This window comes from Stenotrophomonas sp. YJH_SMC_6 (genome assembly GCF_059371335.1).
The window spans coordinates 14,434-38,156 of record NZ_JCAFUM010000008.1; the positions used below are offsets into that span (position 1 = coordinate 14,434).

At 66.4% G+C, this 23,723-nt stretch carries 12 protein-coding genes and 1 pseudogene; 4 read left to right on the top strand and 9 right to left on the bottom strand.

Features of this window, described 5'->3' with window-relative positions; genetic code table 11:
* The first annotated feature begins 24 nt into the window (after positions 1-24).
* The 3 genes from AC5P9N_RS10515 to AC5P9N_RS10525 all read left to right on the top strand — a co-directional run bounded on the left by AC5P9N_RS10515 (position 25) and on the right by AC5P9N_RS10525 (position 3,794).
* Positions 25-801: a DeoR family transcriptional regulator gene (locus AC5P9N_RS10515; protein ID WP_033833750.1), complete on the top strand. Its 777-nt coding sequence runs from the start codon at positions 25-27 to the stop codon at positions 799-801.
* Positions 798-1,925 (top strand): N-acetylglucosamine-6-phosphate deacetylase, encoded by a 1,128-nt coding sequence (gene nagA / locus AC5P9N_RS10520; RefSeq protein WP_099485106.1) that lies wholly within the window; start codon positions 798-800, stop codon positions 1,923-1,925. Before AC5P9N_RS10515 ends, nagA begins: the two co-directional genes overlap by 4 nt.
* 81 nt (positions 1,926-2,006) lie before the next feature.
* The gene (locus AC5P9N_RS10525) at positions 2,007-3,794 is read left to right on the top strand and encodes an MFS transporter (RefSeq protein WP_099485107.1); all 1,788 of its coding nucleotides are present in this window, start codon (positions 2,007-2,009) and stop codon (positions 3,792-3,794) included.
* A 377-nt stretch (positions 3,795-4,171) separates the two neighbouring features.
* Here the strand turns inward: AC5P9N_RS10525 and AC5P9N_RS10530 are convergent, their stop codons facing one another.
* From AC5P9N_RS10530 to AC5P9N_RS10570, 9 genes and pseudogenes are all read right to left on the bottom strand, one after another.
* Positions 4,172-4,642 carry a SecDF P1 head subdomain-containing protein gene (locus AC5P9N_RS10530; RefSeq protein WP_062605438.1) on the bottom strand — a complete coding sequence of 157 codons (471 nt, stop codon included), beginning with the start codon at positions 4,640-4,642 and terminating at the stop codon, positions 4,172-4,174.
* Positions 4,639-5,190, bottom strand: coding sequence for an HdeD family acid-resistance protein (locus tag AC5P9N_RS10535; protein ID WP_005414787.1), 552 nt, complete (start codon positions 5,188-5,190; stop codon positions 4,639-4,641). The genes AC5P9N_RS10530 and AC5P9N_RS10535 overlap by 4 nt, the downstream gene beginning before the upstream one ends.
* 693 nt (positions 5,191-5,883) lie before the next feature.
* A pseudogene (locus AC5P9N_RS10540) lies at positions 5,884-6,123 on the bottom strand (hypothetical protein); the annotation flags it as partial.
* Between the two features lie 169 nt (positions 6,124-6,292).
* Positions 6,293-6,685: a hypothetical protein gene (locus AC5P9N_RS10545; RefSeq protein WP_143569551.1), complete on the bottom strand. Its 393-nt coding sequence runs from the start codon at positions 6,683-6,685 to the stop codon at positions 6,293-6,295.
* 3 nt (positions 6,686-6,688) lie between these two features.
* On the bottom strand, positions 6,689-16,978 hold the full coding sequence (locus AC5P9N_RS10550) for a hemagglutinin repeat-containing protein (protein WP_099485109.1): 10,290 nt from the start codon (positions 16,976-16,978) through the stop codon (positions 6,689-6,691).
* 86 nt (positions 16,979-17,064) lie between these two features.
* Positions 17,065-18,747, bottom strand: a complete 1,683-nt coding sequence (locus AC5P9N_RS10555; RefSeq protein WP_239498940.1) for a ShlB/FhaC/HecB family hemolysin secretion/activation protein — start codon at positions 18,745-18,747, stop codon at positions 17,065-17,067.
* A 256-nt stretch (positions 18,748-19,003) separates the two neighbouring features.
* A complete protein-coding gene (locus AC5P9N_RS10560; RefSeq protein ID WP_099485111.1) occupies positions 19,004-19,693 on the bottom strand; it encodes a ComF family protein in 690 nt (229 codons plus the stop codon).
* An 88-nt stretch (positions 19,694-19,781) separates the two neighbouring features.
* Positions 19,782-20,951: an L-dopachrome tautomerase-related protein gene (locus AC5P9N_RS10565; RefSeq protein ID WP_005411512.1), complete on the bottom strand. Its 1,170-nt coding sequence runs from the start codon at positions 20,949-20,951 to the stop codon at positions 19,782-19,784.
* A 149-nt stretch (positions 20,952-21,100) separates the two neighbouring features.
* A complete protein-coding gene (locus AC5P9N_RS10570; protein ID WP_148239671.1) occupies positions 21,101-22,426 on the bottom strand; it encodes a chloride channel protein in 1,326 nt (441 codons plus the stop codon).
* 204 nt (positions 22,427-22,630) lie between these two features.
* Between AC5P9N_RS10570 and bioB the strand changes: the two genes are divergently transcribed.
* Positions 22,631-23,674 (top strand): biotin synthase BioB, encoded by a 1,044-nt coding sequence (gene bioB, locus AC5P9N_RS10575; protein ID WP_164212724.1) that lies wholly within the window; start codon positions 22,631-22,633, stop codon positions 23,672-23,674.
* The last annotated feature ends 49 nt before the right edge of the window (positions 23,675-23,723 follow it).

Below are 23,723 nucleotides of genomic sequence, written 5' to 3' on the forward strand. Positions count from 1 at the left end.
TTCCCCGCGACACCGAGAATGGCCATGCGCAACACCCGCTCCCGCCGGCAACAGATCCTGCAGCTGCTGATCGAGCACGGCTCGGTGCAGGTGGCCGATCTGGTCGAGCGCTTCGGCGTGTCGGCGGTGACCATCCGTGCCGACCTGACCCATTTCGAATCGCAGGGCCTGGCCAACCGTACCCACGGTGGCGCCACGCTGGTGCGCACGCCGCCGCAGGAACAGGACATCCACGAAAAGGACGCACTGAACCTGCCGCTGAAGGAATCGATCGGCGCGTGTGCCGCGCGCCTGGTACGGCCTGGTGACAACATCATCATCGACTCCGGCTCGACCACGATGACCCTGGCCCGCCACCTGCGCACGCAGCGCGACGTGACGGTGATGACCAACGGGCTGAACATCGCCTGGGAACTGGCCAACGCGGCCGGCATCAACGTGCTGCTGACCGGCGGCCTGTTGCGCCAGCAGTCGCTGTCGCTGCAGGGCAGCCAGGCCGAAGCCAGCCTCAACTCCTACAGCTTCGACACGCTGTTCCTGGGCGTGGATGGCCTGGACCTGCAGTTCGGGTTGACCACCCATGACGAAGCCGAAGCCCGCCTCAACCATCGCATGGTCGAGCGTGCACGCCGTATCGTGGTGCTGACCGACGCCTCCAAGTTCGGGCGCGTCAGCCTGCACCGCATCGCCCTGCTGGATCAGATCCACACCATCATCACCGATGCCGGCATCGACGACGCGTCCCGCGAGGGACTGCAGCGGTTGGGCATCGAGGTGATCATCGCCGAGCCCACCGCATGAGCGACACCCGTTCCCTGCATGGCCGCATCCTCACCCCGCTGGGTTGGCGGCGTGGCCACGTCCACTTCGATTCGCACGTGCGCCAGCTGCAGGTGGACGACCACAGCGGCGCTGACGATCTGCAGCTGCCGGTGATCCTGCCCGGCTTCATCGACCTGCATGTGCACGGCGCTGCAGGGGTGGACCTGATGCAGGGCGGCGACGTGGCGCGCACCATCGCCCGCACCCATCTGCGCTTCGGTACCACCACGCTGCTGGCGACCACCATGACCGCCGGCCTGGATGAGATCGAGCACGCGCTGCACGGCGTGGCCGCCACCATGGCCGCACCCGATGCAGACGCCGCCAGCATCGTCGGCGTACATCTGGAAGGGCCGTTCATCAGCCCGCAGCGGCTGGGCGCGCAGCCCAACCGCACCATCGAGGCGACGCTGGCGCTGGTACAGCGGCTGCACGCGCTGGCGCCGATCCGTGTGATGACGCTGGCGCCGGAGATCGGCGAGCACACCGCGCTGATTCCCGCGCTTTCGGCATTGGGCATCCGCGTGCAGCTCGGCCACAGCGCCGGTACCTACGAAGAAGGTGTTGCTGCGCTGCAGGCCGGTGCCTCCGGCTTCACCCATCTGTTCAACGGCATGACCGGCGTCGATCACTATCGCCCGGGCATCGCGGCGGCGGCACTCGCGCATGCGCAGTACGCCGAAATCATTCCCGACCTGCAGCACATCCATCCCGGCGTGATCCGCCTGGCCGCGCGTGCGATCCCGCGCCTGTACGCAGTGACCGACGCGACTGCCGCCACCGGCATGCCCGACGGCGAGTACGCACTGGGCGAGCAGCGCGTGCACAAGTGCGGCGGCTGCGTGCGCCTGGCTACCGGTTCACTGGCCGGCAGCGCGCTGACCATGGACCAGGCGCTGCGCAACCTGGTGCAGGTGGGCCTGGAGCTGGCCGATGCCTCGCAACGTGTCTCCACCTTCCCGGCCGACTACCTGGGCCTGGGCGATCGCGGCCGCATCGCGCCCGACGCCCGCGCCGACCTGGTAGCGCTGGACGCCGAACTGCGCCTGCAGCAGGTGGTGGTGGGTGGGCGCATGGTCGATTTGAACGCAACACCAGCCTGACGCACCGTGCCTTCGTAGAGTCGAGCATGGCTCGACTCTACAGAAAGCGATCCGCACCGAAACACCTTCTGGGATATGCCGATGACTGCACGCACCGCTCCGCGCTGGCCCGTACGCTACCTGCTCTTCATCGGCGGCCTGGGTGGCCTGCTGTACGGCATCGACATCGGCATCATCGCCGGCGCCCTGCCCTATCTTGAAGCAACTGCCAGCCACGCCTGGCAGCTCAGCAGCCAGCAGCTCGGCTTCGTGGTGGCAGCGGTACTGCTGGGCAGCGTGCTGTCCTCGCTGTTCGCCGGCATGGTTGCCGACCTGATCGGCCGTCGCGGCGCGATGCTGCTGGCCGGCCTGCTGTTCACCGCCTCGATTCCGATCATGGCACTGGCCTCCGGCTACACGCCGCTGCTGCTGGGGCGCCTCCTGCAGGGCATCAGTGGCGGTTTGATCGGCGTAGTGATTCCGCTGTACCTGGCCGAAGTGCTCAGCCCCGAGCGGCGTGGGCGCGGCGCGGCCATGTTCCAGCTGCTGCTGACCGTTGGCCTGGTGCTGGCAGCCCTGATCGGCCTGTACCACGCCCACGCCGTCGATGCCGCCGCCGAAGCCGTGCGTTCGCTGCCGGTCGCGCAGCAGGCGCAGGAACTGTTCACGGTGAAGGACCACGCCTGGCGCACCATCTTCTGGACCTGCCTGGCGCCGGGCCTGCTGTTCTGCGCCGGCATCTTCTGGCTGTCCGAGTCACCACGCTGGCTGGTGCGGCGGGGTCGCATCGATGAAGCCCGCCGCAGCCTCCAGCGCGTCCTGCCCGCCGCAGATGTCGAGCCCACGCTGGCCCAGATCCAGGCGCCGGAATCGAGCAGCAGGGACGGCAAGCGCGATCCACTGCTCAGCCGCCGCTACGTGGTGCCGTTCCTGCTCGCCTGCGTGGTGCTGGCCTGCACCCAGGCTACCGGCATCAATTCGGTGCTGGCCTACGCGGTCAACATCCTCAACCAGGCCGGCCTGTCCGGTTCAGTGGCCAACGGCGCCGACGTGGCGATCAAGCTGCTCAATGCGGTGATGACCGTGGTCGCGTTGCTGCTGGTCGACCGCAAGGGCCGCAAGTTCCTGCTGATGCTCGGCAGTGGTGGCATCTGCGTGGCCCTGCTGGCCGCGGCCGCGCTGTTCTTCCAGGCCGAGCGTGGCCGCGCCGATGTGCAACCGCAGCTGCAGGCGGCGGTCAGCGGCGATGGCCTGCAACTGGTTCTGGATGACGCGCAGTGGCAGCGCCTGAGCAATGGCATCGACAGCCAGGGCCGACCGATGCAGCTGACCGTGTCGTACGCGTATGGTGACTTTACCAACGTGCGCGCCCTGCGCAGCGACAACCTGACCGATCGCGAGCTGCGCATCGAGCGCGCCGGCACCGTGCAGCCCGACAGTGTGATTGGTGCGTTCTTCCGCAAGCTGCATCTGAACCCGTTCGCCGACCCGGCCAGTGCCGCGCAGGCGCCGCTGCGCATCGAACAGGCGCGCATCGGCCCGGTGCCGCCACCGGCACACGGCTGGGCCGTGGCCGCCTGCATCCTGGTGTTCGTCGCGTTCTTCGCGGTCGGCCCCGGCGTGTGCGTGTGGCTGGCACTGTCGGAGCTGATGCCGAACCGCATCCGTTCCAATGGCATGAGCATCGCGCTGCTGATCAACCAGTTCGTGTCCACCACCATCGCCGCCATCTTCCTGCCCACGGTGGGCCACTACGGCTACGCCAGCATGTTCGTGTTCTGGGCGGCGTGCACCTTCGTGTTCTTCCTGGTAGCCGCGTTCTGGCTGCCGGAGACCAAGGGCAAGTCGCTGGAGGAGATCGAGGCACGGTTCGCGGGAAAGCGGGGCTGACAGCGCCTGCACCTGGCGTCGGCCATACCCCATGACATGCCAACGGGGTATGGCCCGCCGATGACGGTATGGCACGCCGATGGGTGTGGCACGCAGACCGGGTAGAGTCGACTGTTGGTCGACTGATCTTCGCTCCAACACCAAGAACGCCGCTCCACGCGCGTGAGTCGACTAACAGTCGACTCTACCGCTGCCATCACTTCCCGGTGATATGCCTGGCCAACGCCTGCGCCTCAGGTCGCTGAGGCTGTGGCACGTCGATGGGTACGGTACGCAGACCGGGTAGAGTCGACTGTTAGTCGACTGCTCTTCGCTCCAACACCAGGAACGCCGCGCTACGCGCGTGAGTCTACTAACAGTCGACTCTACCGCTGCCATCACTTCCCGGTGATATGCCTGGCCAACGCCTGCGCCTCGGCAACGCTCGGCAGCCCGCTCAACATCATCGATTCACCGAACGGGCCTTTCACCGTCGCCACCATCAGCACGCGACCATCCACGCTGATCGCCGCTCGTTGCCCCACCAGCGCTGCCGTGCCATCGTGGATGCGTTGGCGTGCTTCTGGCCGATACCGGATCTGCAGGCCGGGCTCCTGGCCCGCGTCCAGCACATAGCGCACATCGGCGATATCTGCACTGTCGGCAATCGGCGGCTCGCGCAGCGCCAGGGTCTCGCCCTGCCACTGCGCTTGCGTGCCCTTGCCATCCGCATCGACCGCGCTCAGGCGCACGTCCACACCGGGGCGCGGTGCATGGCGCTCGACTGTCTGCACTGCGGGCGTGGCGCCCAGCATGCAGCCGGCCAGGGTCAAGGCCACGCCCACCAACAGCGGAAGCGCCGTTCTCACTTCAGCTTCCGCAGCTTGAATGCCACCAGCACCTGCAGCAGGCCGTACAGCAGGCTGCCGATACCGATCCACAGCGTGGTGACCGCCACGCCGGCATACGGGTTGGCCGCAAACAACAGGCCCAGCACCACGGCCAGCACGCCGCTGAGGATCAGCAACCATTCGCCCTGGATCTGCTTGCGCACGCGGATCGCGAACACGATGCGATAGATGCCAGCCACCAGCAGCCACGCCGCCAAGAACAGCACCAGCACGCTGGCGGTGGCCAACGGGTTGATCACCGCCAGGATACCGAAGCCCAGCGAGGCGAGGGCGTACAGCGCCAGCCAGCCGCGGGACGCGCCGCTGCCGCCATTGATCAATGCGAACAGGCTGATGACGCCCTCGATGATGGCCATCACGCCCAGCGTCCAGGCCAATGCCATGGCCGCCGACAAGGGCCAGCCGATGGCGATGATGCCGAAGCCGAGAGCGACCAGGCCATACAGCAGGAGGATCCACCAGCTACGGCCGATTGCCGACAACAGGGGAGACAAGGGGGAATTCATGGCTACTCCATCGATCCGGAATCGGGTTCATCGTAGCCCGTTGTGATGAAGAGGGGGATCACGGTGGTTCTGGATCGGCTTAGTCTTGGATCGATGTGCCCAGGGATATGAGCGTCAAGTACCGCGGTCGTTAGATCAAGGCCTGCTTCGACCTTCATTTGGACTCCGCAACCACCCGGCCGGCGGCAATGTGAGTACTGGTGGTGCTGCTGTCATTCCTCTTCGCACTGTCCAGGCCAGCTCAGTCCTGCGATGCAAGTCTGCTTTGCGGGTCGCCCCCGGTGTGTCCTGCACCGCTACATTCACCGCATGACCCGAAGGACCAAATTATCTCAATTACCCACCCAACCCCTCACGCTCCATAATATCCTTTAGCTCAACGGCCATCTTTACAGCCTCATCAATTGGAACTCCAACCCTCAGTTCATACTCCTTCCCATTCAATGTTGCAAATGACTCTCGAATGCATGATAGAACCAGCTCGAGCTCTCGGGAGTTTAGGTACAGAATAAGGTCCGCATCGTTAATTCTATCTAATTTCATTGAACTCTCAGTATGGAACTGATTGAGTCGGGAGAGTGGAGATATAGCCTTTCCAGTTCTCAGGCTGGAACGCGATTCCTTCTCCACCGTTTGGATTTCTAAAGACAACGGTACCTGTACTCTCTTGAATATATACCATCCGACCATCTTGCCGATGCCACCGCCACTGGTCTTGGCGCGGGATTCGTTCTCGATGTCGACAACGGTCAGGCTGCCGGTATCCAGGCGGTTCTTCGAGGCATCGGCGGTGCTGCCGATCACACCGCCTTCCAGGTGCGTATTGCCGCCTACGGTGATGTTGAAGCCACCACTGCCGGCAACGATGCCGCTCTGTTCCTGCACGCTGCGCAGGTGGCTCTCGACCTTCTGCTGGTCGATGTTGACGCTGCCGCGGCCGCTAGGGATGCCCTGAACAAATCCCGAGACGGGCCATTGAAAGCTGATGGACGGGTGTCGCTGCGCTGTACGTCATTGATTTTCCGTCCCGTCAGATGCGCAGCGGGCCGCAAAAGTGATCGCGCCAGACCAGGGGCGGAATTGTTCAGAGGATCCCTAGCTTCTACATGTTTCTCACCCTTGTTATTTCCCTCTTAGCCATGACCCTATTTTTCTGTGAAACTTTTTTGTCGAAGGCAACAGAATTCAAGTCATCGATAATTAGTTCAACGTCTTGCTTAGCCAAGAATGGAACCCAAGAAAGCGCCAACCCTATCCAGTAGTCAGAGTCATGATTCAAGCCAATTTGAACCAAAAGAGGATATGGGAAATTCCGACCCAAATCCGAAATTACCTTTTCAAATGGAAACTCAAGAAGAGTAATCGCACGCCTGAGCGCCTCCTTTCCCTCAAGGGAAAATGATACTGATGGCCCCTCAAGTCGCCACACCCCCATCCCGTCACTAAAAATGACGAGACCGTTACCCAGGAATTTTCTCTCCGGCGGAATATTCATAAATTACATTCCAGCACCATGCTTAATCTCAATCCCATAATTTTTCATTGCCTGTTCAAACTGAGCGCGAACCTCCGGACTCCAGTTCATCCAGTAGTGCCCGCTATGCTCGTTGGTTATTATCTCGCCATTCTTCCCCCTGGAGAACATGCCCCCTACTAGTTCCTGGGGGTTCCCACCAATACTAGCGCCCAGCTGCTCATGAGGGGAGCCGCCCAGATTCGCCTTAGGCTTACCCACTGCAAATTTGTTTGTTTTCGGATCGAAAACAAACTCGATCGCCTTACTTCTTGTGCCAGGGAAATAGTTTTGGATTGCTGTAGACGATACAGAGCCCGGCTCCAAGGCTAGAACACCATCTACCGGGCCAGATCCCTTCCAGCTCGGACTACTCTTAACTGCTCGCTCAGTCGTCTCAGCCGCTGCATTCTGCACCGACTTCAGGATCTCCTCAGATTTGAGCACACCCTGCTTGGTCGCGGCCCCGGCGATCTCCGCGCCCACTTCACCAACGATCTTCGCTCCAGGCAACCGCACCGGGATCAGGAACGACGCTGCGCCGATGGCAGCACCGTTGCCGTCGCCCTTGGCTACGCTGGCGATCACGGTACCAGCGGCGCCAATGTCGCCACTGAAGGTCCCCATCATCGTCCAGCCGTCACCTCCCCGGATCTTCGTTCCGCGCAGGTTGTTCAGATCATAGAATTTGAGCTGCATGTCGTCCTTGGATACGCCGGAGGACAGCAGGGATCCGATGACCTGCCTGTACAGTGCATCGTCGTTGAGCAGATCGTTGCCATAGAGGTTGAAGTTTTTGTATTCCGCCTCCGTCGCGCCGAACCCGTATGCCCCGCCCATCTTGCTCAGGAAGTCAGTGGCTTCCAAATCAACGTTCTCGATGCCCACCAATCGGGCGACCTTTGCATCAACAAGCGCAGCACCTTCCGTGGTCAGCCTGCGTACCGCCTCTGCTTCGCTGATGCCTTCCTGGGCGGCGAACGCGGCAGCATTCATGTTGATCCACTTCACCTCATCCGGATGCAGCTGCCGATTGAACCGATCCCCGGTCACCGCAATGTTGGCGCCCGTGCTTCCACCCAGAGCCCCGCCCACCATCGCGCTGCCAACTTCCATCAGCGACTGGTAGTCCTCCCAGCTCAGGTTGCCCTTGTTGCTCTCGAGGAATTCCGAGATCGCGATCTTGGCCTTCTCCGCACCAGCAGCACTCACCGCGCCGTTCAGCGCATCCGCACCACCCAATGCGGCCATCGCCGCACCGGCCATGCCGTGCAGCAGTGCGCGGCCGTTGCCGCCGTCGGCCCAGAACGCCTTGCCTTCTTCGGTCTCCGCCTTCTGGCTCAGGTAGCCGCCCAGGTCGCCCACGCCCTTGAACAGCAGCTGCCCACCCAGCTGCATCACCTCGGCACGCTCCTGCATCTTGCGCAGGTCAACGGCCGACAGTGCGCTGTCGGTATCAAAGCCGGTCGCGGTCCGATCAAGACCTGCCAAAGCGCTCTCATTGCCATCGCGCACCACCACGGTGCCGGCGGCGATGTCCGAGCGCGTGGTACTGCTGTCGTTCTTCTTGGTGCCGCCCATCAGGCTCAGCCCCGCGCCGGCCGCGCTCCCCAGCGGGTTACTGATGCCACCGCCGCTGCTCATACCGGTGCCGATGCCACCGCCACTGGTCTTGGCGCGGGATTCGTTCTCGATGTCGACAACGGTCAGGCTGCCGGTATCCAGGCGGTTCTTCGACGCATCAGCAGTACTGCCGATCACGCCGCCTTCCAGGTGCGTGTTGCCACCCACGGTGATGTCGAAGCCACCGTTGCCGGCAACGATGCCACTCTGTTCCTGCACGCTGCGCAGGTGGCTCTCGACCTTCTGCTGGCCGATGTTGACGCTGCCGCCGCTGCCATACACGAAGGTGCCGCCAGCCTGGGTCTGCTTGCTGGCGTAGTCGTCGGTGTCCTGCTCGCTGATGATGGACAGGTTGCCGCCGATGCTGGCCACCACCTTGTCGCCGCTCAGCTGGGCACCCTGCAGCGTGGTGTCCTTGCCGCTGATGACGGTCAGGTTGCGGTCGGCGTCCACCACGGTTTCGACGTGCGTGGTGCCGTTGCCGCTGCCCTTGCCCTTGGCGGTGCTGGCCGACACGTACCAACCGGTCTGCGCGCCGATGCTGAAACCGATCTCACCGCTGCCGCTCTTGTTCTTCGACGACTGCGTGTGGTCTTCCGCTTCGCTGCGCAGGGTGATGTTGTCCCGCGCGGCCAGCGCCACGTTGTCACCCCTCACCTGGCTGCCGATGATGTTCAGGTCACCGGCGGTGGCGACGATGCTGACGTCGCCCTGGCTGCGGATGGTGCTGCCCACCGCCGACTGGTCGTGGCTGGTCTGGCTGGCACTGGAGCTGGAGGCGCCGATGCCGATGCGCAGGCTCACGCCGTCGGTGGCGCCGGAAGCGCCTTGCTGCATGGCGCCACCGACGCCAGCGGCGGCATTGGCCGCCTGCACCGCGTACAGCGCCTTCAGGCGATCATCCTGCGCATTGCCGGCCGCCTTGGCCGCACCGTAGGCGGCCAGGGCGGCATCCACCACACCGCCGGTCAGCCCGACGTTGATACCGGCACTCTTCTGCTTGGTGCTCTGGTGTACGTCAGTGGTGCCCTGTGCCGCGTCGATCACCACCTGCCCGCCCACCAGCTGCGTACCGGTCTTCGACAGCACGTCCGAACCGGTGATGTGCAGCGTGTTGCCGGCGCTCAGGTTGACCCGGCCATCGGTTGAGCCGATCAGGCTGCCCTGTGGCGCGCTCTGCTCGATCTCCAGGCCCTTTTCCAGCTTGCTCTGGCCGATGGTCAGGTTGAAGCCACCGCCGCCGAACACGCCCGAGCGCTTGACGGTCTTGTCATGCTCTTCGCTGTGCGTGGAGGTGGCCGTGCCGATGGTGAGGTCGCGGGTGGCTGCCACCACCACATCACCGGTGGCAGCCACCTGCGCCGCCTGCGCGACGACGTCACGTCCGGCGCCGATGGTCACCGTCTCGCCGCTGAGCGTGGTGCCCACCACCAGACTGTCCCGGGTTGCGTCGTAAGTGGTGGTGGTCTTGCTCGACAGCAGGCCCTTCTTCCTGCGCGTGGTTTCCTGCTCCCAGCTGTGGTCCTCCTGCGCCGCCAGCAGGTTCACGTCGCGCGTAGCGGCAATGCTGATGCCGCCGTCGGTGCTGCCGACCTGCGTGGCAGTGAGGTTGGCATCGCGCCCGGCCACCAGCGCAATGTCACCGCCGGCCTGCAGCGAAGTGCCGTGCACGGTCTCGTCCATGCTCTGCGTGGTCTGCGAGAAACGCTTGCCACGGCTCTGCTGCTGGCTGGTGTTGGTGGTGGTTTCGGCCTGCAGGTTGAGATCGCGCCCGGCCACCACGGCCAGGCCGTCGCCGGCCTTCAGCTGCGCGGCCTGCAGGTTCACGTCCTGCCCGGCCTGCATGCCCAGCGAGCCACCAGCCTCGATGCCGCTGGCGTTGAGGGTTTCGCGCGTGTAGCGGTTGCTGGCCCAGCCGCCCTGTTCGGTGGTGGTCAGTGCGTTGAGGTTGATGTCGTTGCCGGCCGTGGCATGGACGCTGCCGCCGGCCTTGGCGGTCACTGCCGTCAGGTTCAGATCGTGGCCGGCGTCCAGCGACAGGCCGCCGCCCACGTCCAGCGTGGTGCGACGCAGGCTGCCATCGCCCTGCATCTGCGTGGTGAGGTTGAGGTCGCGGCCGGCCTCCAGCGCCGCGTTGCCGCGGGCACGGGTCTGCGAACCGACCAGTGCCAGGTCACGTCCGGCTTCCAGCGCCAGGCTGCCGCCGCTGCGGATGCTGGCCACGTCGATGCCGCTGACACTCTTCAGGTCGCGGCCGGCCACCAGGGCCACGTTGCCGCCCTGGATCAGGCCGCTGTTGTTGAGGATGTCCTCCACGGCGGTGATGCGGGCATTGCCGCCCGCGGAAATGCCACCGCGATCGTTGAGCAGGCTGCCGGTATCGATGGTCAATCGATCATCGGCGCGGATCATGCCCTGGTTGGACACATTGCCGGCGCGGATCTCCACCGACTCGCCAGCGATGGCGGCGCCCCCCAGCTGCAGGCGGTTGGCGGTGGCCTGGGACAGGTACACCACCGGCACCAGCACCTTCTGGCCGTCCACTTCCTGGGCGACCATCCACACGATGTCTTCGTTGAGCGCGGCCACCTGTTCGGCCGACAGCGCCACGCCCACGCTCAGCTGCTGGCGCGCGGCTTCGGTCACGCCGGCATCCATCATGGCGCGGTACTGGCCCATGCCATCGCCCTGGTCGGCATCCAGGTAGCGACGCCCGGTCAGGCCGGTGATCTGTTCCATCACCAGGCGCTGCTCGTAGAAGTCGTCACCCATCCGACGCAGCTGCTTGTCGGGGTCCAGGTTCAGGCGCTGGAACATGTAGTCCGAGCCGATCCACTGCCCGAAATTGGCGAAGCGCGGATCGGTTTCCACCAGCCAGCGCTGGTTGCCCGGATTGACCGTGTACAGGCCGCCACTGGGCAGCGACAGGCCCGGCAGCGGATTCTGCGGGCTGCCCACCACCTGCGGCGGCGGCACCGTGGTGACACGGCCAGGGCCCGGGAAGCCGGTATCACCGGCCGTGCCCGCACCCTGCGCCTGCGCGCTGGCAGGCCCGGTGGCCACGCCCTGCTGTGCACCCGGTGCGCCAGCATTGCCGCCGACCGCGCCGGCGCCCTGCTGCTGGCCCAGTTCGGGTGCGTAGGCGTTGTTGCCCTGCCAACCGGCAACGTCCAGCGGTGTGCCACCGCTGTGCGCGGTGACCACGGCGTTGTTGACCTCGCGCGCTTCGATCTGCACCTTGCGGCCGGCGGTGATGCTGGCATTGCCGCCGGCCAGCGTGACCTGCTTGGTGACCGTGCTGGTGCCCAGCGCGCGGCTGCCGCCATAGATCTCGAAGTCGCAGCGGCTGGGGCAAGGGCGGTAGGTGTAGTCGATGGTCGACGTGCGCTGGACCACCTTGTAGCCGGCCAGCGCCTCGTTGTTGACCACGCCGGCCCAGTCGTTGGGGTCTTCGCTGTTGGATGAGCCGCGGCCGTTGATCGAGAGGTTGCGACCGGCGGCGATGGCTGAGTTCCGGTTGTCGACCGAGCCGCCGGACATCTGCATGTCGCGACCGGAAATCAGCTGCGATGCCGCGCTGGCGGCGATGACGGTGGTGCCTTCCAGCACCAGGTCCTTGTGCTCGGTCCAGACTTCCAGCACGGCGCAGTCGCCCGGGCACAGCTTGCCCGGCGGCGCCGGGCCGTCGATGCCGTCGACCCTGAACGTCCCGCTGTCCGGGTCGGCAGCGCCTTCGTTGCCGCTGTAGACCTTGTGCTGGGTGACCAGCACACGACGCTCGTTGGCCACGCCCAGTGCAGCCAGGATCAGATCGTTCTCGGCCTGGATGCGCCCGGAACGGTTGCGGATCTGCTGGGCGTTGCCGCCGTTCCAGCCCTGCAGGCGGATGTCGCCCAGGCTGAAGAGCTCGCCGTCGAGGTTGTCGATGTAGTTGGCATACAGGTTGATGCGGCCGGTGGCCGCCATCAGCCCTTCGTTGTAATCGCGTGCGACCAGCGTGTTGCCCAGGTCGCGGCCGTTGGTGATGCGCGAGGCGCGCAGTTCCAGCGCGTTGCCCATCACGGTGCCGGTGTTGGTGATGTTGGCAGCCGACACCTCCACCGTATCGCCATCCACGCGACCGGCATTGCTGAAATCGCCGGCCGTACTCAGCGCGACACGACCACTGCCATTGCCTGCCGTGGCGTTGAACTGCCCGCCAGCGGTGTTCTCGATCCGCGCCGCCGAGACTTCAAGCGTGCCCTTGCTCTCCAGGCGCCCCTGGTTGACCAGTGCGCCGGCCACGTCCAGCTTCAGCAGCCCGTTGCTCTCCAGGCGCTGGCCATTGCCATGCACGTAATCGCCCGCCAGCGTCAGGCGCAGCTCGCTGCCGCCGAACAGGCGGCCGATGCCGCTGAAGGCCTGCAGGCGTGCGCCGAGTGCTTCATAGGCGCTGATTTCGCCGCCACCATTGGCCAGGCTGCCCAGCGTCAGCTGGCTCTGGCGACTGAGCAGCCGGCCGTTGCTGTTGTCCAGCGCGGCAAGATCCAGGCGCAGCAGGTTGCCTGCGCTGAGCTGGCCACCAACGTTGAATACCTGCGCGCCTGCGCGCTCCAGGTACAGGGTATTGGCGGCGTGGACCATGCTGCCTGCGTTGTCCAGCGATGCGGTCTGCAGGCGCAGGTCGGTTCCGGCCACCAGCTTGGCCTGGCCGCCTTCGGCGCGGTTGTCCACGCTGCCTGCGGTCAGCGTCAGCGCACCACCGGTGCTGCCCAGGGTGCCGCCACGGTTGTCCAGCGCACCGGCTGATTCCAGCGTCAGCTGCCCGGTGCCGTTGGCCACGATGCGGCCGCCACGGTTGCCCACTGAGGCAGCGCGGATGTTCGCAGCGCCCTGTGCTTCGATGTTGCCCTGGCTGTTGTCCAGTGCCTGGCGGATCTGCAGATCCAGCGAGGTGCCGCCGTGGACCAGGCCACGCTGGTTGGCCAGCGCACCGGCCACGTCGAGCGCGAGTTCCTGGCGGGCGTACAGGTTGCCATCCACGTTGCGCAGGTCGCCCGTGCGGCTGGTCACGCGCGCATTGCCCTCGGCCCCCAGCAGGCCATTGCTGTTATCCAGCTGGGAGGCCAGCACCTGCAGCTGGCCGGAGCCGCGCTGCACGATGGTGCCAGTGCGGTTGTCCAACGCCCCGGCAGCGTCCACGGTAAGGTTGCCGCCAGCATCGAGCCTGCCACCGGTGTTGACGATCTCCGTGCCGGTTACGCGTGCCCCGCTGCCTGCGGTGAGCGTACCGCCGCTGTTGTCGAGGCGCCCGGCAACGGCCACGTCCGCCTCGCCGTTGCCGACGATCAGGCCGGCAGTGCTGTTGTCCAGCGTGCCGGTCTCGATCTTCAGCACACCCGTGCCCGCATGCTCGATGCGGCCACCCTGGTTCAGCAGCTGCGCAGCCTTCAGGTGGACACTGCCGGCATTGGCGGCGATGCGCCCGCCGGTGTTGCGCAGGGCACCTGTCAGGCCAAGTTCAAAGGGATCGGTGCCGGTCTGCAGCAGTTCGCCGGCGCTGTTGTCCAGCGCGGCCGCCAACAGGCCGATGCGCGTGCCCTGCAGGCTGCCCGCATTGCGCAGCAGGTCGGTGGCACGCAGGTCGAGCAGACCGATGGCGGTCAGGCTGCCGCCGATATTGCGCCACTCACCGCTGCGCGCCTGCGCCAGCAGGGTGCCACCGGACCAGACCTGGCCACCCTCCAGCAGCAGGCTGTCGCCCAGCAGGTGAACCTGCTGGCCGGCGTTGATCTGGCCGGCGTTGCGCAGCTGCTGACGCGCATCAAGGGTGACGCTGCCGGTGCTGCCGACCTTGCCGTCGGCCAGCAGGCCCGCCACGATCACGCCGCTGTTGTCGATCTGCCCCGCCCGCAATTCGATGTCACCCGAGGCCAGCACGCGCCCGCGATTGCTGGCCTGGGCGGCCTGCAGCGTGACCGTGCGCGCCTGAACGTCGGCCGCAGTGCGCAGTGCCTGCGCAGCCTGCAGCGACAGCGCGCCGCTGGCGAACAACGCCGCCTGGTTGTCCAGGTCGCCATCGCTGCGCACCTGCAGATCAGCGGCGCTGTCGATCGTTCCCTTCAGCGTCACGCCGGCATCGGCGGACAGCACGACGCCCTGCTGCGCAAAGACCTTGCCCGACTGCTCCAGGCTGCCGCCCGCGTGCGCGGTCAGTGTGCCGGCGGCCAACGTGCGCCCGCCCAGCACCAGGGCCTGGTCACTGCTGAGCTGCACGTTGCCGCGCTCGCTGCCCAGTTCACCCTCGCTGCGCAGGGTCCGGCCCCGCACCTGCAACGTCTGGCCGGCCACCAGGCTGCCCTGGTTGTCCAGCGAATCGCGCACGGTGACATCGACATCGCCGGCGCCATAGAGGTCGCCACGGTTGTCGATCACATCCGCCTTGGCCGTCAGTGCTCCCTTGGCGAACACGTTGCCTGCGTTGTCCAGCGTCACCGCATCCAGCTGCAGCGACTGCGCACTGGACAGGTTGCCGCCGGCGCGGTTGTGCAGCGCGTCGGTACGCGCGTCAAGCGCGCCATCGCTGGCGATCACGCCGGCATTGTCCAATGTGGTGGTGCGCAGCTGTGAGCGGTCGCGACCGTAGATCACACCACTGTTGCTCAGCTCAGTGGCGCGCAGATCCATTGCCTGCTGGCCATGCAGGCGACCGTCGTTGATGACCTTCTGCACGTCCACGGCCAGCACGCGTGCCAGCGCCGTGGCGGCCGCCTGCTGGCGCAGGACGCCGCCCTGCAGGGTCAGGGTGCCGCCGGCTTCAAGCCGGTTGCGGTTGTCGAGCGTGGCAACGGACAGACGGGCATCGGCTGCGCTGCCGATGATGCCGGCGTTGTCCAGCACATCGGCGTCGACCTGCAGGCCCTTGCCCCCCTGGATGCTGCCGGTGGTGTCATTGTCGATGCGTGCGTTGGACTTCAATGCCAGCAGGTCCACCGCCTGCAGCGTGCCGCTGTTGCGCAGACGATCGACCGTCAGCGTGGCCTGGCGGGCCTCAAGGGTGCCTTGGTTGTCCACGCCGCCGGCAGACAGTTCCAGCGCCTGCTCGGAGAGGACGCGTCCGGCGTTGTCCAGCTGCTGGCGCGCCTGGATCTTCAGCAGCCCGCCCGCAGACAGCTCGGCACCCTTCAGCAGGGTGATGCGGTCGGCCGCTGCACGCAGGTTGGCACCGGCACCGATGATGCCCCCGTTGTCGATGCTGACCGCATCGAGTTCGACGTCGGCGTCGCTGTACAGCTGGCCGGCGTTGTGCAGCTGCGCGGCCTGCATCCGTACGCCCTGGTTGCCCAGCAGCAGGCCGGCGTTGTCCACCTGGCGGGCCTGCACGTCCAGCACCTGTGCGCCCAGGCGCGCGCCCTTGTCCTGCGCCAGCGTGTCGGCGCGCACGGCAAGCCCGGCACCTGCGGTTACCTGTGCATGGTTCTGCACCTGTGCGGCAGCCAGCGCGATGCTGCCCGCGCTCTTCACCGTGTCAGCCAAGGTCAGCGTGCCACCGGCGTCCAGCTGCATCTGTGCGGCCTGCGCGCTGCCGGCCAGGTCCAGATTCTGGATGGCGCGTACGGCCATCGCAGCGCCCGCCGACGTGGAACCGGCAAGCGACGCCTGCCGGGCACGGATCTGAAGATCCCCCTGCGCGTACTGGGTACCGTCGGCCTTCAGGTCACCGTCGGTTTCGATCTGCAGGCGGCCTGCGGCCGCCGTGCGTCCGCTCAGGCGGACATCGCCGGCCTGGGTCAGGATGAAGTCGCCTGCGTCGGCCACCATCTGGCCCGTGCTGCGCACGCCCACGCCGGCCTCGGTACCGACCAACCGGATCTTGCCTGCATACATGCCCCCGAGGGCGGCAACATCCAGGCCGAACTGCGGGCGTTCGCCTTCTCCGGTGATCGCCTGCGTCGCCAGGGTCTGGGCATCGATCTGGTTGGCGCCGGTGACCACGTTCACCTCGCGCGCCCAAAGGCCCGCGTTGAGCTGCACCGCGCGGGCCAGCAGGTCGACGCCTTCCAGGTTGCCGGCATCCAGGCCGTTGCCTTCCAGGCGGATCGTTCCGCGCGACACCCGGAACGCAGACAGGCTGCCATCGTTGCCGAACACCGGGGTGCCGGTGGTCAGCGTGCCACGGGTGGTATTGATGAAGCCGCAGCCATCGCAGGTGATGCCATTGGGGTTGGCGACGATCACCGCCGCCGAGCGCCCCGCCACCTCGATGTGGCCCTGCAAGCGCGACGCGTTGGTGGATGTCACCTCATTGAGGATCAATCGTGCCGACTGGCCCGGCTGCAGGTTGCCGTTGCCCTGGATGTAGCCACCCAGTTGGGTCTGCACGGTGCTCGCGCTGTTGTTGAGGATCTGCCCCTCGCGCCCGACGTTGTAGTCCTGGAAGCGGTTGTGCGATACACCGCCCGCGTTGGGCCGGTTGATCTGGATGACCGGCACGCCGTTCGCCGCCTGGTCGGCCCGCGCCTGCTCGCCGGCCTGTACCTGCACCTGGGCAAACGAGCTGCCCGGGGCCAGGAACGCCAATGCCAGGGTGGCGCTCGCCATCGCGGTGCGCAGGCGCGTGGCCCAACCGGCGCCCGAAGCGGACAGGGACAGACTGCGGAATACGTTCTTCATGCCAGGTGCTTCCATCAACCCAGGGGGGAACTGCACACACAACAACCCGATCACGTCGCCACGCGGCGACGGTGCTTCCAGTCGAATCAGAACTGCCAGGACGCGCGGAATCCGATCACGTGACCTCGTGCCTCATGCTTGAGCCACGCCGGGCGGCTCATCGGTACGCCGACGAAGCCATCCCACGCCAATCCGCCCAGCTCGCCACGTGCACCCAGGTGGGCGCCGCTGAGGGTTCCGCCGCCGATACCCTGGCGGTCGTCGCGCTGGATGTGGCCGATATCGATGCCCGCATAGGGCGCGATGGCGCGATGTGCCATCCAGCTGATGCTGTTGCGCCAGTAGCCGCCACGGCTGCCGCCGAGTGGCACCTCGCCATCGAAGCCGTTGACGGTATAGCGGCCACCGACGCTGATGAACTCCGAGCCGTACAGGGCGTCCTCGCTCCACTGGTAGCGGAGCGCGGTGTTCCATGCCAGCGGACGCGGCCCGGATGTCAGGGCGCCACCGGCGCCGATATCCAGCGTGGTCAGCCCATAGCGGAACGTCGGCGCCAGGTCATCACGGCCCACGGCGTCATCATCGCCTCCCAGCCACGGCACGCCGCGGCGGTGCGCCAGGCGGATATCGGCCTGGACCCGCCCCAGGTACTGGCGGTGCAGCAGCGCCAGCTCGACCGAGGTGGTACGCCGGCGCTGGCCTTCGATCTCCACGCCTTCCACGTAGCTGTGCGACGACCGTTGCGCCACGCGCAGCTCGATGCCGCTGCGATAGCTCTGGCCACGCACCAGCAGCCGTTCCACGGCCAGGTCGACGTTGCTGGAGGTGCCGGTGCTGGCGAACGTGTCGGCGTTGCTGGCGATGGTCTGTTTGTAGCGCGAGCTGTAGGTGCTGGTGCTGAAACGCCAGTTGCCCAGCGGAACCGACCACGATGCATTGAAGCCGTGGGTACCCCGGCCCTTGTCGGCACTGCCGTCGCTGCTGACGCCAATGCTTAGCAGGTCGTTGACGCGAGCCAGGTTATCTACCCACGCGGTCGCGCCGACCTGCTGCTTTCCGGTCGCACGGCTGCCGGCATCATCCAGCGACACCGAAGCACGCCATCGCTTGCCGTGGCGGATGCTGATGACCACGTCCGACTCGCCGGGCGCCTCGCCCGGCACCAGTTCCATGTTCACGTCCTGCGACGGAACGCGCTTGAGCTGCTCCAGGCCCTGTTCCAACGCGCGCAGATTGAGTACGTCCCCCGGCCGCGCGGGAAACGCACTCTTCCACATCGAATCGGGTACCTCTTCCGCGTTGAAGCGGATCTGCCGGATCACGCCCGGCACCAGCTGCAGGCGCAGGGTTCCGCTGCCCAGGCTCTGCTCAGGCAGGCCGATGCGGGTGGTCACGTAGCCCTTGGCCAGCGCCAGATCCGAGGCACGCCGCACGATCAGCGCGATGCCCTGCTGGCCCACGCAGCGGCCACGGTAGCGGTCGAGATAGCGCTGCAGGAACGCGAACTGCCCCAGATGCGCGCCGTCAAGCTGCAGCTGCAGCAGGGTGAAGCACGGTTCTTCGTCCGGCAGCGCCAGCGAATGCAGATCGGTGGCAGCGGCCGGCTGTTCGCGTGATACATCCGGCAATGCCTGCCGCTGCTCACGCTCGCGCGCCTCGCGCTCGGCGCGTTCGCGCAGTTCCTGCTGCTCGGCGAACGAGGGACTGGCCGACTGTGCATGCACGACGCCGATCCACAACAGTCCCGCGGTGCCCAGAACGGCACGCACGCCGCATCCTGCTTTTCTGTTACCCATCAACGACTTCCTTGTCCAGCATTGGTACAGACCTGGGGCTGTGAACAGACATCGTGCAGAGAGAACATGCGGCCAGCACCGACTCGACCGCCAACCGCTATCGGCGGGAGTGCGCGGAACTTTAGGGTCTTTGCATCCGTGTACCCATTGCGACGACGCAGTCGAGCATCACACGCTGAAGGATGGGCATCCTTCAGCAGCCGTCATACGTCGTCAATCGCTGCGGCCGTTACGGCACCCGTGCGCACACCCATGCCCGCACGTCCCTGGCACCGGCCAGCCGCAACGTCTCGGCGATTTCCATCACTGTGCTGCCGGTGGTCATCACATCGTCCACCACGGTCAGCCGTGTCGGCGGCGACAAGCGCGTGCCGAATGCGTCAAAGAGGTTGTCCCTGCGCTGTTCTGCGCTGCGCTCGGACTGCGGCGCGGTGTGGCGGCGCCGGTAGAGGCCCTGCCAGACCGGCATCGGCAGCAACCGGCACAGTTCGGCGGCCTGGTTGTAGCCGCGCTGGCGCAGGCGCCGCCCATGCAGCGGCACCGGCACCAGCGACGCGCACGACCAGGGGGGTGGTGCGCGCTGCATCAGCTGCGCGAGCAGGCGACCTGCCGCCAGATCCTGATGGAACTTGTAGCGCACCAGCAGCTGATCGACGGGTGGAAGGTACAGCAGGCTGGCATGCGTGGCGGACTGCGGCGGTACCTCGTCGCGGCATATACCGCAGACGATCAGGGCGTTCCCGGGTAGCGGGAGTGCGCAGCGCAGGCAGGCACGACCGGCCCAGGGCAGTTCGGCAAAGCAGGCGCGACACAGGTCAAGTTCATCGTGGCCCGGCTCGCCACAGACCAGGCAGCGCAGTGGCAGCAGCACGCGAAGTGCCGCCTGCAGGAGGCGAGTGGACTTGAACAGGGTCGGCATGCGCTACAGCGTGACCGCGCCGCTGCCCCGAGGCCATCAGACGCACGCTCCTTGACCCGTAGGCATCTTTACCCGTTTACGGAGCACTTCACCGCGTTGGCGCAGGCTTCGCATCCACACGCGTGCGATACACCATGTACGGCGTCTGCCGGCGATCCACGCCACCATTGAAGCCGGCCTGTCGATGCAGCTGGTTGGCGGTGAAATACAGATAGCCGTCCGGCCCCATCGACAGCGTATCCGGCCACAGGATGCGCGGGTCGTGCACCACCGTCGTCCATCGCCCCTGCGCGTCGCGGGCATGGATGGCGTTGTGCTCGTAGTCGCTGGCATACAGCCGCCCGTTGGCGTCCATCTCCATGCCATCGGAGGCGCCCTTGTCGCCCAGGTCGACCACCGCCGCCGCCAGTTCCGCTTCACTCAGCTTCGGGTCGCGCAGCAGCGCGGTCGGCACGCTGTACAGATGACGGCTGGACAAGGGCGTGTAGAACAGGGTGCCACCATCGGGCGACAGGGCGATGCCATCGGCGGCCACGGTGAACGGCGCCGACGAACCATCGGCGTTACGCAGTCGCATCTGCCGCCCTTCCACGATCGGCACGAAGGCGGCATCGGCCGAGGTGGATACGTGGCCGACCAGGCGCTTGGACGCGGCGCCAGTGGCGAGGTCGATCACGATGATGCCGCCGATACCGCTCAGCGACGAGTCGGTCACGTAGGCCACGCCCTCGCGGCCAACCCGGAAATCGAAGCGCACATCGTTGACATAGGTGCGCGCGTCGATGACGTTGGCCGGGAACACCAGCGTCCTGGCCACGGTGTTGGTGGCCAGGTCGATCGCCACCAGTTTGGCACCGCCGGCCTGTGGCGCAGAGAACCCGGGCGCGGCGGTATCCAGCACCCACAACCGGCCCTGACCATCGGCCACCACGCTCTGCACGCTGATGAAATGGGCCGCCGGATCGGGGCCGTCCTTGCGGTTGATGCGCGCATCCGGATAGGGAACGGCGCGGCCGTCGCGCCATTCGGCCACGCTGTAGGCCACCTCATCGCCCCAGCGCGGGAAATTGACGAAGATCCGCCCGGTTTCAGATACCGCCACGCTGGTAGGCATGGCACCTTCGAAACGCGCCACCGGTTCAAGGGTACCGATGCTGCGCTCGCTGGGCAGCAGGGGCGCGCCGGACATCGCCAGCGCGGGGGAACTGGCCAGCGCCAGGACGGCGGCCGCCAGGCGGCGGATACGGCAGTTGATCATGGTCGCGCTCTCGATGCAGGTCCGGGGGCAGCCCCGGCGTGGACGCATCTTCTGCGTCGCGCGTGGCATCGGGTAGACGGTGCAACGCGGAATCAGCTTCACTGCAAAAGTGAAGATTGCGGCCTGATTGATCCTGTCGATCAAGGTAATCAGCGATGCCTATCAGCTGATTCTGCTTGCGGCGCCATCAACAACTCCGCCAGCCCGCGGTAGATCGGCACGCGGCACACCAGCCCGGACACACCACGCGCGATCAGCACCGTCGCCAGGATCGGCAGCAGCAGATCGCCGCTGTCGGTCAGCTCCAGCGAGATCACCGCCGAGGTCAGTGGCGCTTGGGTCACACCGGTCAGGTAGGCGCACATGCCCAGCAACACGAACGCGCGCGGGTCCACGCCCGGCATCAGCACTGACAGGTTGTGGCCGAGTCCCGCGCCGACCGCCAACGCAGGTGAGAACAGGCCACCGGGAATGCCCGCCACGTACGAGGCCAGGTTGGCCAGCAGCTTCATCAACCCGAACTCATGGCCGACCAGCGCCAGGCCCTGCACCAAGCTGCGCGCTTGTTCGTAACCGGTGCCGAACGCGCCTTCGCCGAACACCAGGGCCAGCACGACCACCACCAGGCCGCAGCCCGCGGCCAGCAGTACCGGATGCCGCTGCCGCAGCTGCCCCAGCCAACGCGGACGGCCCGCCGCGCTGGCCAGTACCGCACGTGCGAACAGCCCGCCCAGCAGGCCCGCCACCACGCCGCACAGCAGGATCGCCAACCAGCCCTGGCCGAGCGGCAGGCGTGCGCTCACATGGCCGAAGTAGGTGTAGTTGCCCAGCAGGCCCAGCGACACCACGCCACCGACGATCACCGCGGTCAGCAATGTGCCTGAGAAGCGATGCTCGAAGCGGCCGCTGAGCTCCTCGATGGCGAAAACGATGCCGGCCAGCGGCGTGTTGAACGCCGCCGCGATACCCGCCGCACCCCCGGCCAGCAGGAAATGCGAGAGTTCGCGGGGATCCTTGAAGCCGAACCAGCGGCCGAACAGATACATCAGGCTTGCGCCTACGTGCACGGTGGGCCCCTCGCGCCCGACCGATGCGCCCCCCAGCAGCGACAGCGAGGTCAGCAGCAGCTTGCCGGCCGAAACCGCTGGGGAAAGGTTGGTTTTCCGGAACGGCTCATCGGCCTTGTCCAGCGCAGCGATGACCTGCGGAATGCCGCTGCCCCGCGTGGGCTTCAGCACGCCGGAAGTGAGCCAGGCCAGCAGCGCGAAGATGCCCGGCGTGAGCAGCAGGGCCCACCACGGCGAGTGCGAGGTGATGCGCTGGAACACATGGAAGGCCGCATCGCTGGCCTTGGCAAACAGGATCGCCACCAGTGCCACGGCCACCGCGCCGCCCCACAGCGCGGCGCGGCGGCGCCAGGCCTCGCTGAGGACCAGCGCGGTGATGCGGCCACGAAGGCGGTAAAGATCAAACATGGGAAAGAGTCTGCGCGCCAGCACTTACGTTGTGCAGCAGGCACTGTGGCTGGACGCCTTGCAGCATGCGGTGAAATGCGGCGCTTCGCTCGATGCTCTATTGCACCAACGATCCGTAAACCAAATTAAAATACATATGGTTGACAGCCTCCCCGCGCCCACCCACACTGCCGCCCTCGCTCCACACGTATCCAAGGTCCCGCCATGGCTGCTGCCATCCGCCACGACTGGCAACACGACGAACTGCAGGCGCTGTTCGATCTGCCGTTTCCCGAGCTGCTGTTCCGCGCCGCCGCGGTGCATCGCGAGCACTTCGATCCGGCGCAGGTGCAGGTGTCCACGCTGTTGTCGGTGAAGACCGGAGGCTGCCCGGAAGACTGCGCGTACTGCCCGCAGGCGCAGCGCTACAGCACCGGGGTGGACGCGCAGAAGCTGATGGAGACCGACGCGGTGCTGGCCAAGGCGCGCCAGGCCAAGGCCGCCGGTGCATCGCGCTTCTGCATGGGCGCCGCGTGGCGATCGCCGAAGGACCGCGACATCCCGAAGGTGGCGGCGATGATCGCCGGGGTGAAGGCACTGGGGCTGGAGACCTGCGCCACGCTGGGCATGCTCAGCGGCGAGCAGGCGCGTGCGCTGAAGGATGCGGGCCTGGACTACTACAACCACAACCTCGACACCGCGCCTGACTACTACGATTCGATCATCCACACGCGCCAGTACCAGGACCGTCTGGATACGCTGGAGCACGTGCGCGATGCCGGCCTGAAGACCTGCTGCGGTGGCATCGTCGGCATGGGCGAGACGCGCGCGCAGCGCATCGGCCTGCTGCTGGCGCTGGCCTCGCTGCCGGCACATCCCGATTCGGTGCCGATCAACAAGCTGGTGCAGGTGGCGGGCACGCCGCTGCATGGCAGTGCCGAGCTGGACCCGTTCGAGTTCGTGCGCATGATCGCGGTGGCACGCATCGCCATGCCGCGCTCGATGGTGCGGCTGTCGGCCGGGCGCGAAGCCATGAGCGACGAACTGCAGGCGCTGTGTTTCCTGGCCGGTGCCAACTCGATCTTCTACGGCGACAAACTGCTGACCACCGGCAACCCGGAGAGCGAGCGCGACCTGGCTTTGTTCGCCCGGCTGGGCCTGCAGCCGATGGCGGTGCAGGTGGATGCCGAGGGCCACGACCACGGCGGCACCGTGCACGCCGATATCAGTGCCGATACGCCCGGCTGCGGCTGCGCTCACGCGGCCTGAGACGGGCCGCAAGCAGGCGCCGCGGCAACGCGCTACCCTAGCCGCCCCG

Bases quoted from the DNA above. Each gene is read 5' to 3' on its own strand.
- AC5P9N_RS10565 (WP_005411512.1), bottom strand. From the start codon at position 20,951: ATGATCAACTGCCGTATCCGCCGCCTGGCGGCCGCCGTCCTGGCGCTG.
- AC5P9N_RS10525 (WP_099485107.1), top strand. From the start codon at position 2,007: ATGACTGCACGCACCGCTCCGCGCTGGCCCGTACGCTACCTGCTCTTC.
- AC5P9N_RS10545 (WP_143569551.1), bottom strand. From the start codon at position 6,685: ATGAATATTCCGCCGGAGAGAAAATTCCTGGGTAACGGTCTCGTCATT.
- bioB (WP_164212724.1), top strand. From the start codon at position 22,631: ATGGCTGCTGCCATCCGCCACGACTGGCAACACGACGAACTGCAGGCG.
- nagA (WP_099485106.1), top strand. From the start codon at position 798: ATGAGCGACACCCGTTCCCTGCATGGCCGCATCCTCACCCCGCTGGGT.
- AC5P9N_RS10535 (WP_005414787.1), bottom strand. From the start codon at position 5,190: ATGAATTCCCCCTTGTCTCCCCTGTTGTCGGCAATCGGCCGTAGCTGG.
- AC5P9N_RS10515 (WP_033833750.1), top strand. From the start codon at position 25: ATGCGCAACACCCGCTCCCGCCGGCAACAGATCCTGCAGCTGCTGATC.
- AC5P9N_RS10550 (WP_099485109.1), bottom strand. From the start codon at position 16,978: ATGAAGAACGTATTCCGCAGTCTGTCCCTGTCCGCTTCGGGCGCCGGT.
- AC5P9N_RS10570 (WP_148239671.1), bottom strand. From the start codon at position 22,426: ATGTTTGATCTTTACCGCCTTCGTGGCCGCATCACCGCGCTGGTCCTC.
- AC5P9N_RS10560 (WP_099485111.1), bottom strand. From the start codon at position 19,693: ATGCCGACCCTGTTCAAGTCCACTCGCCTCCTGCAGGCGGCACTTCGC.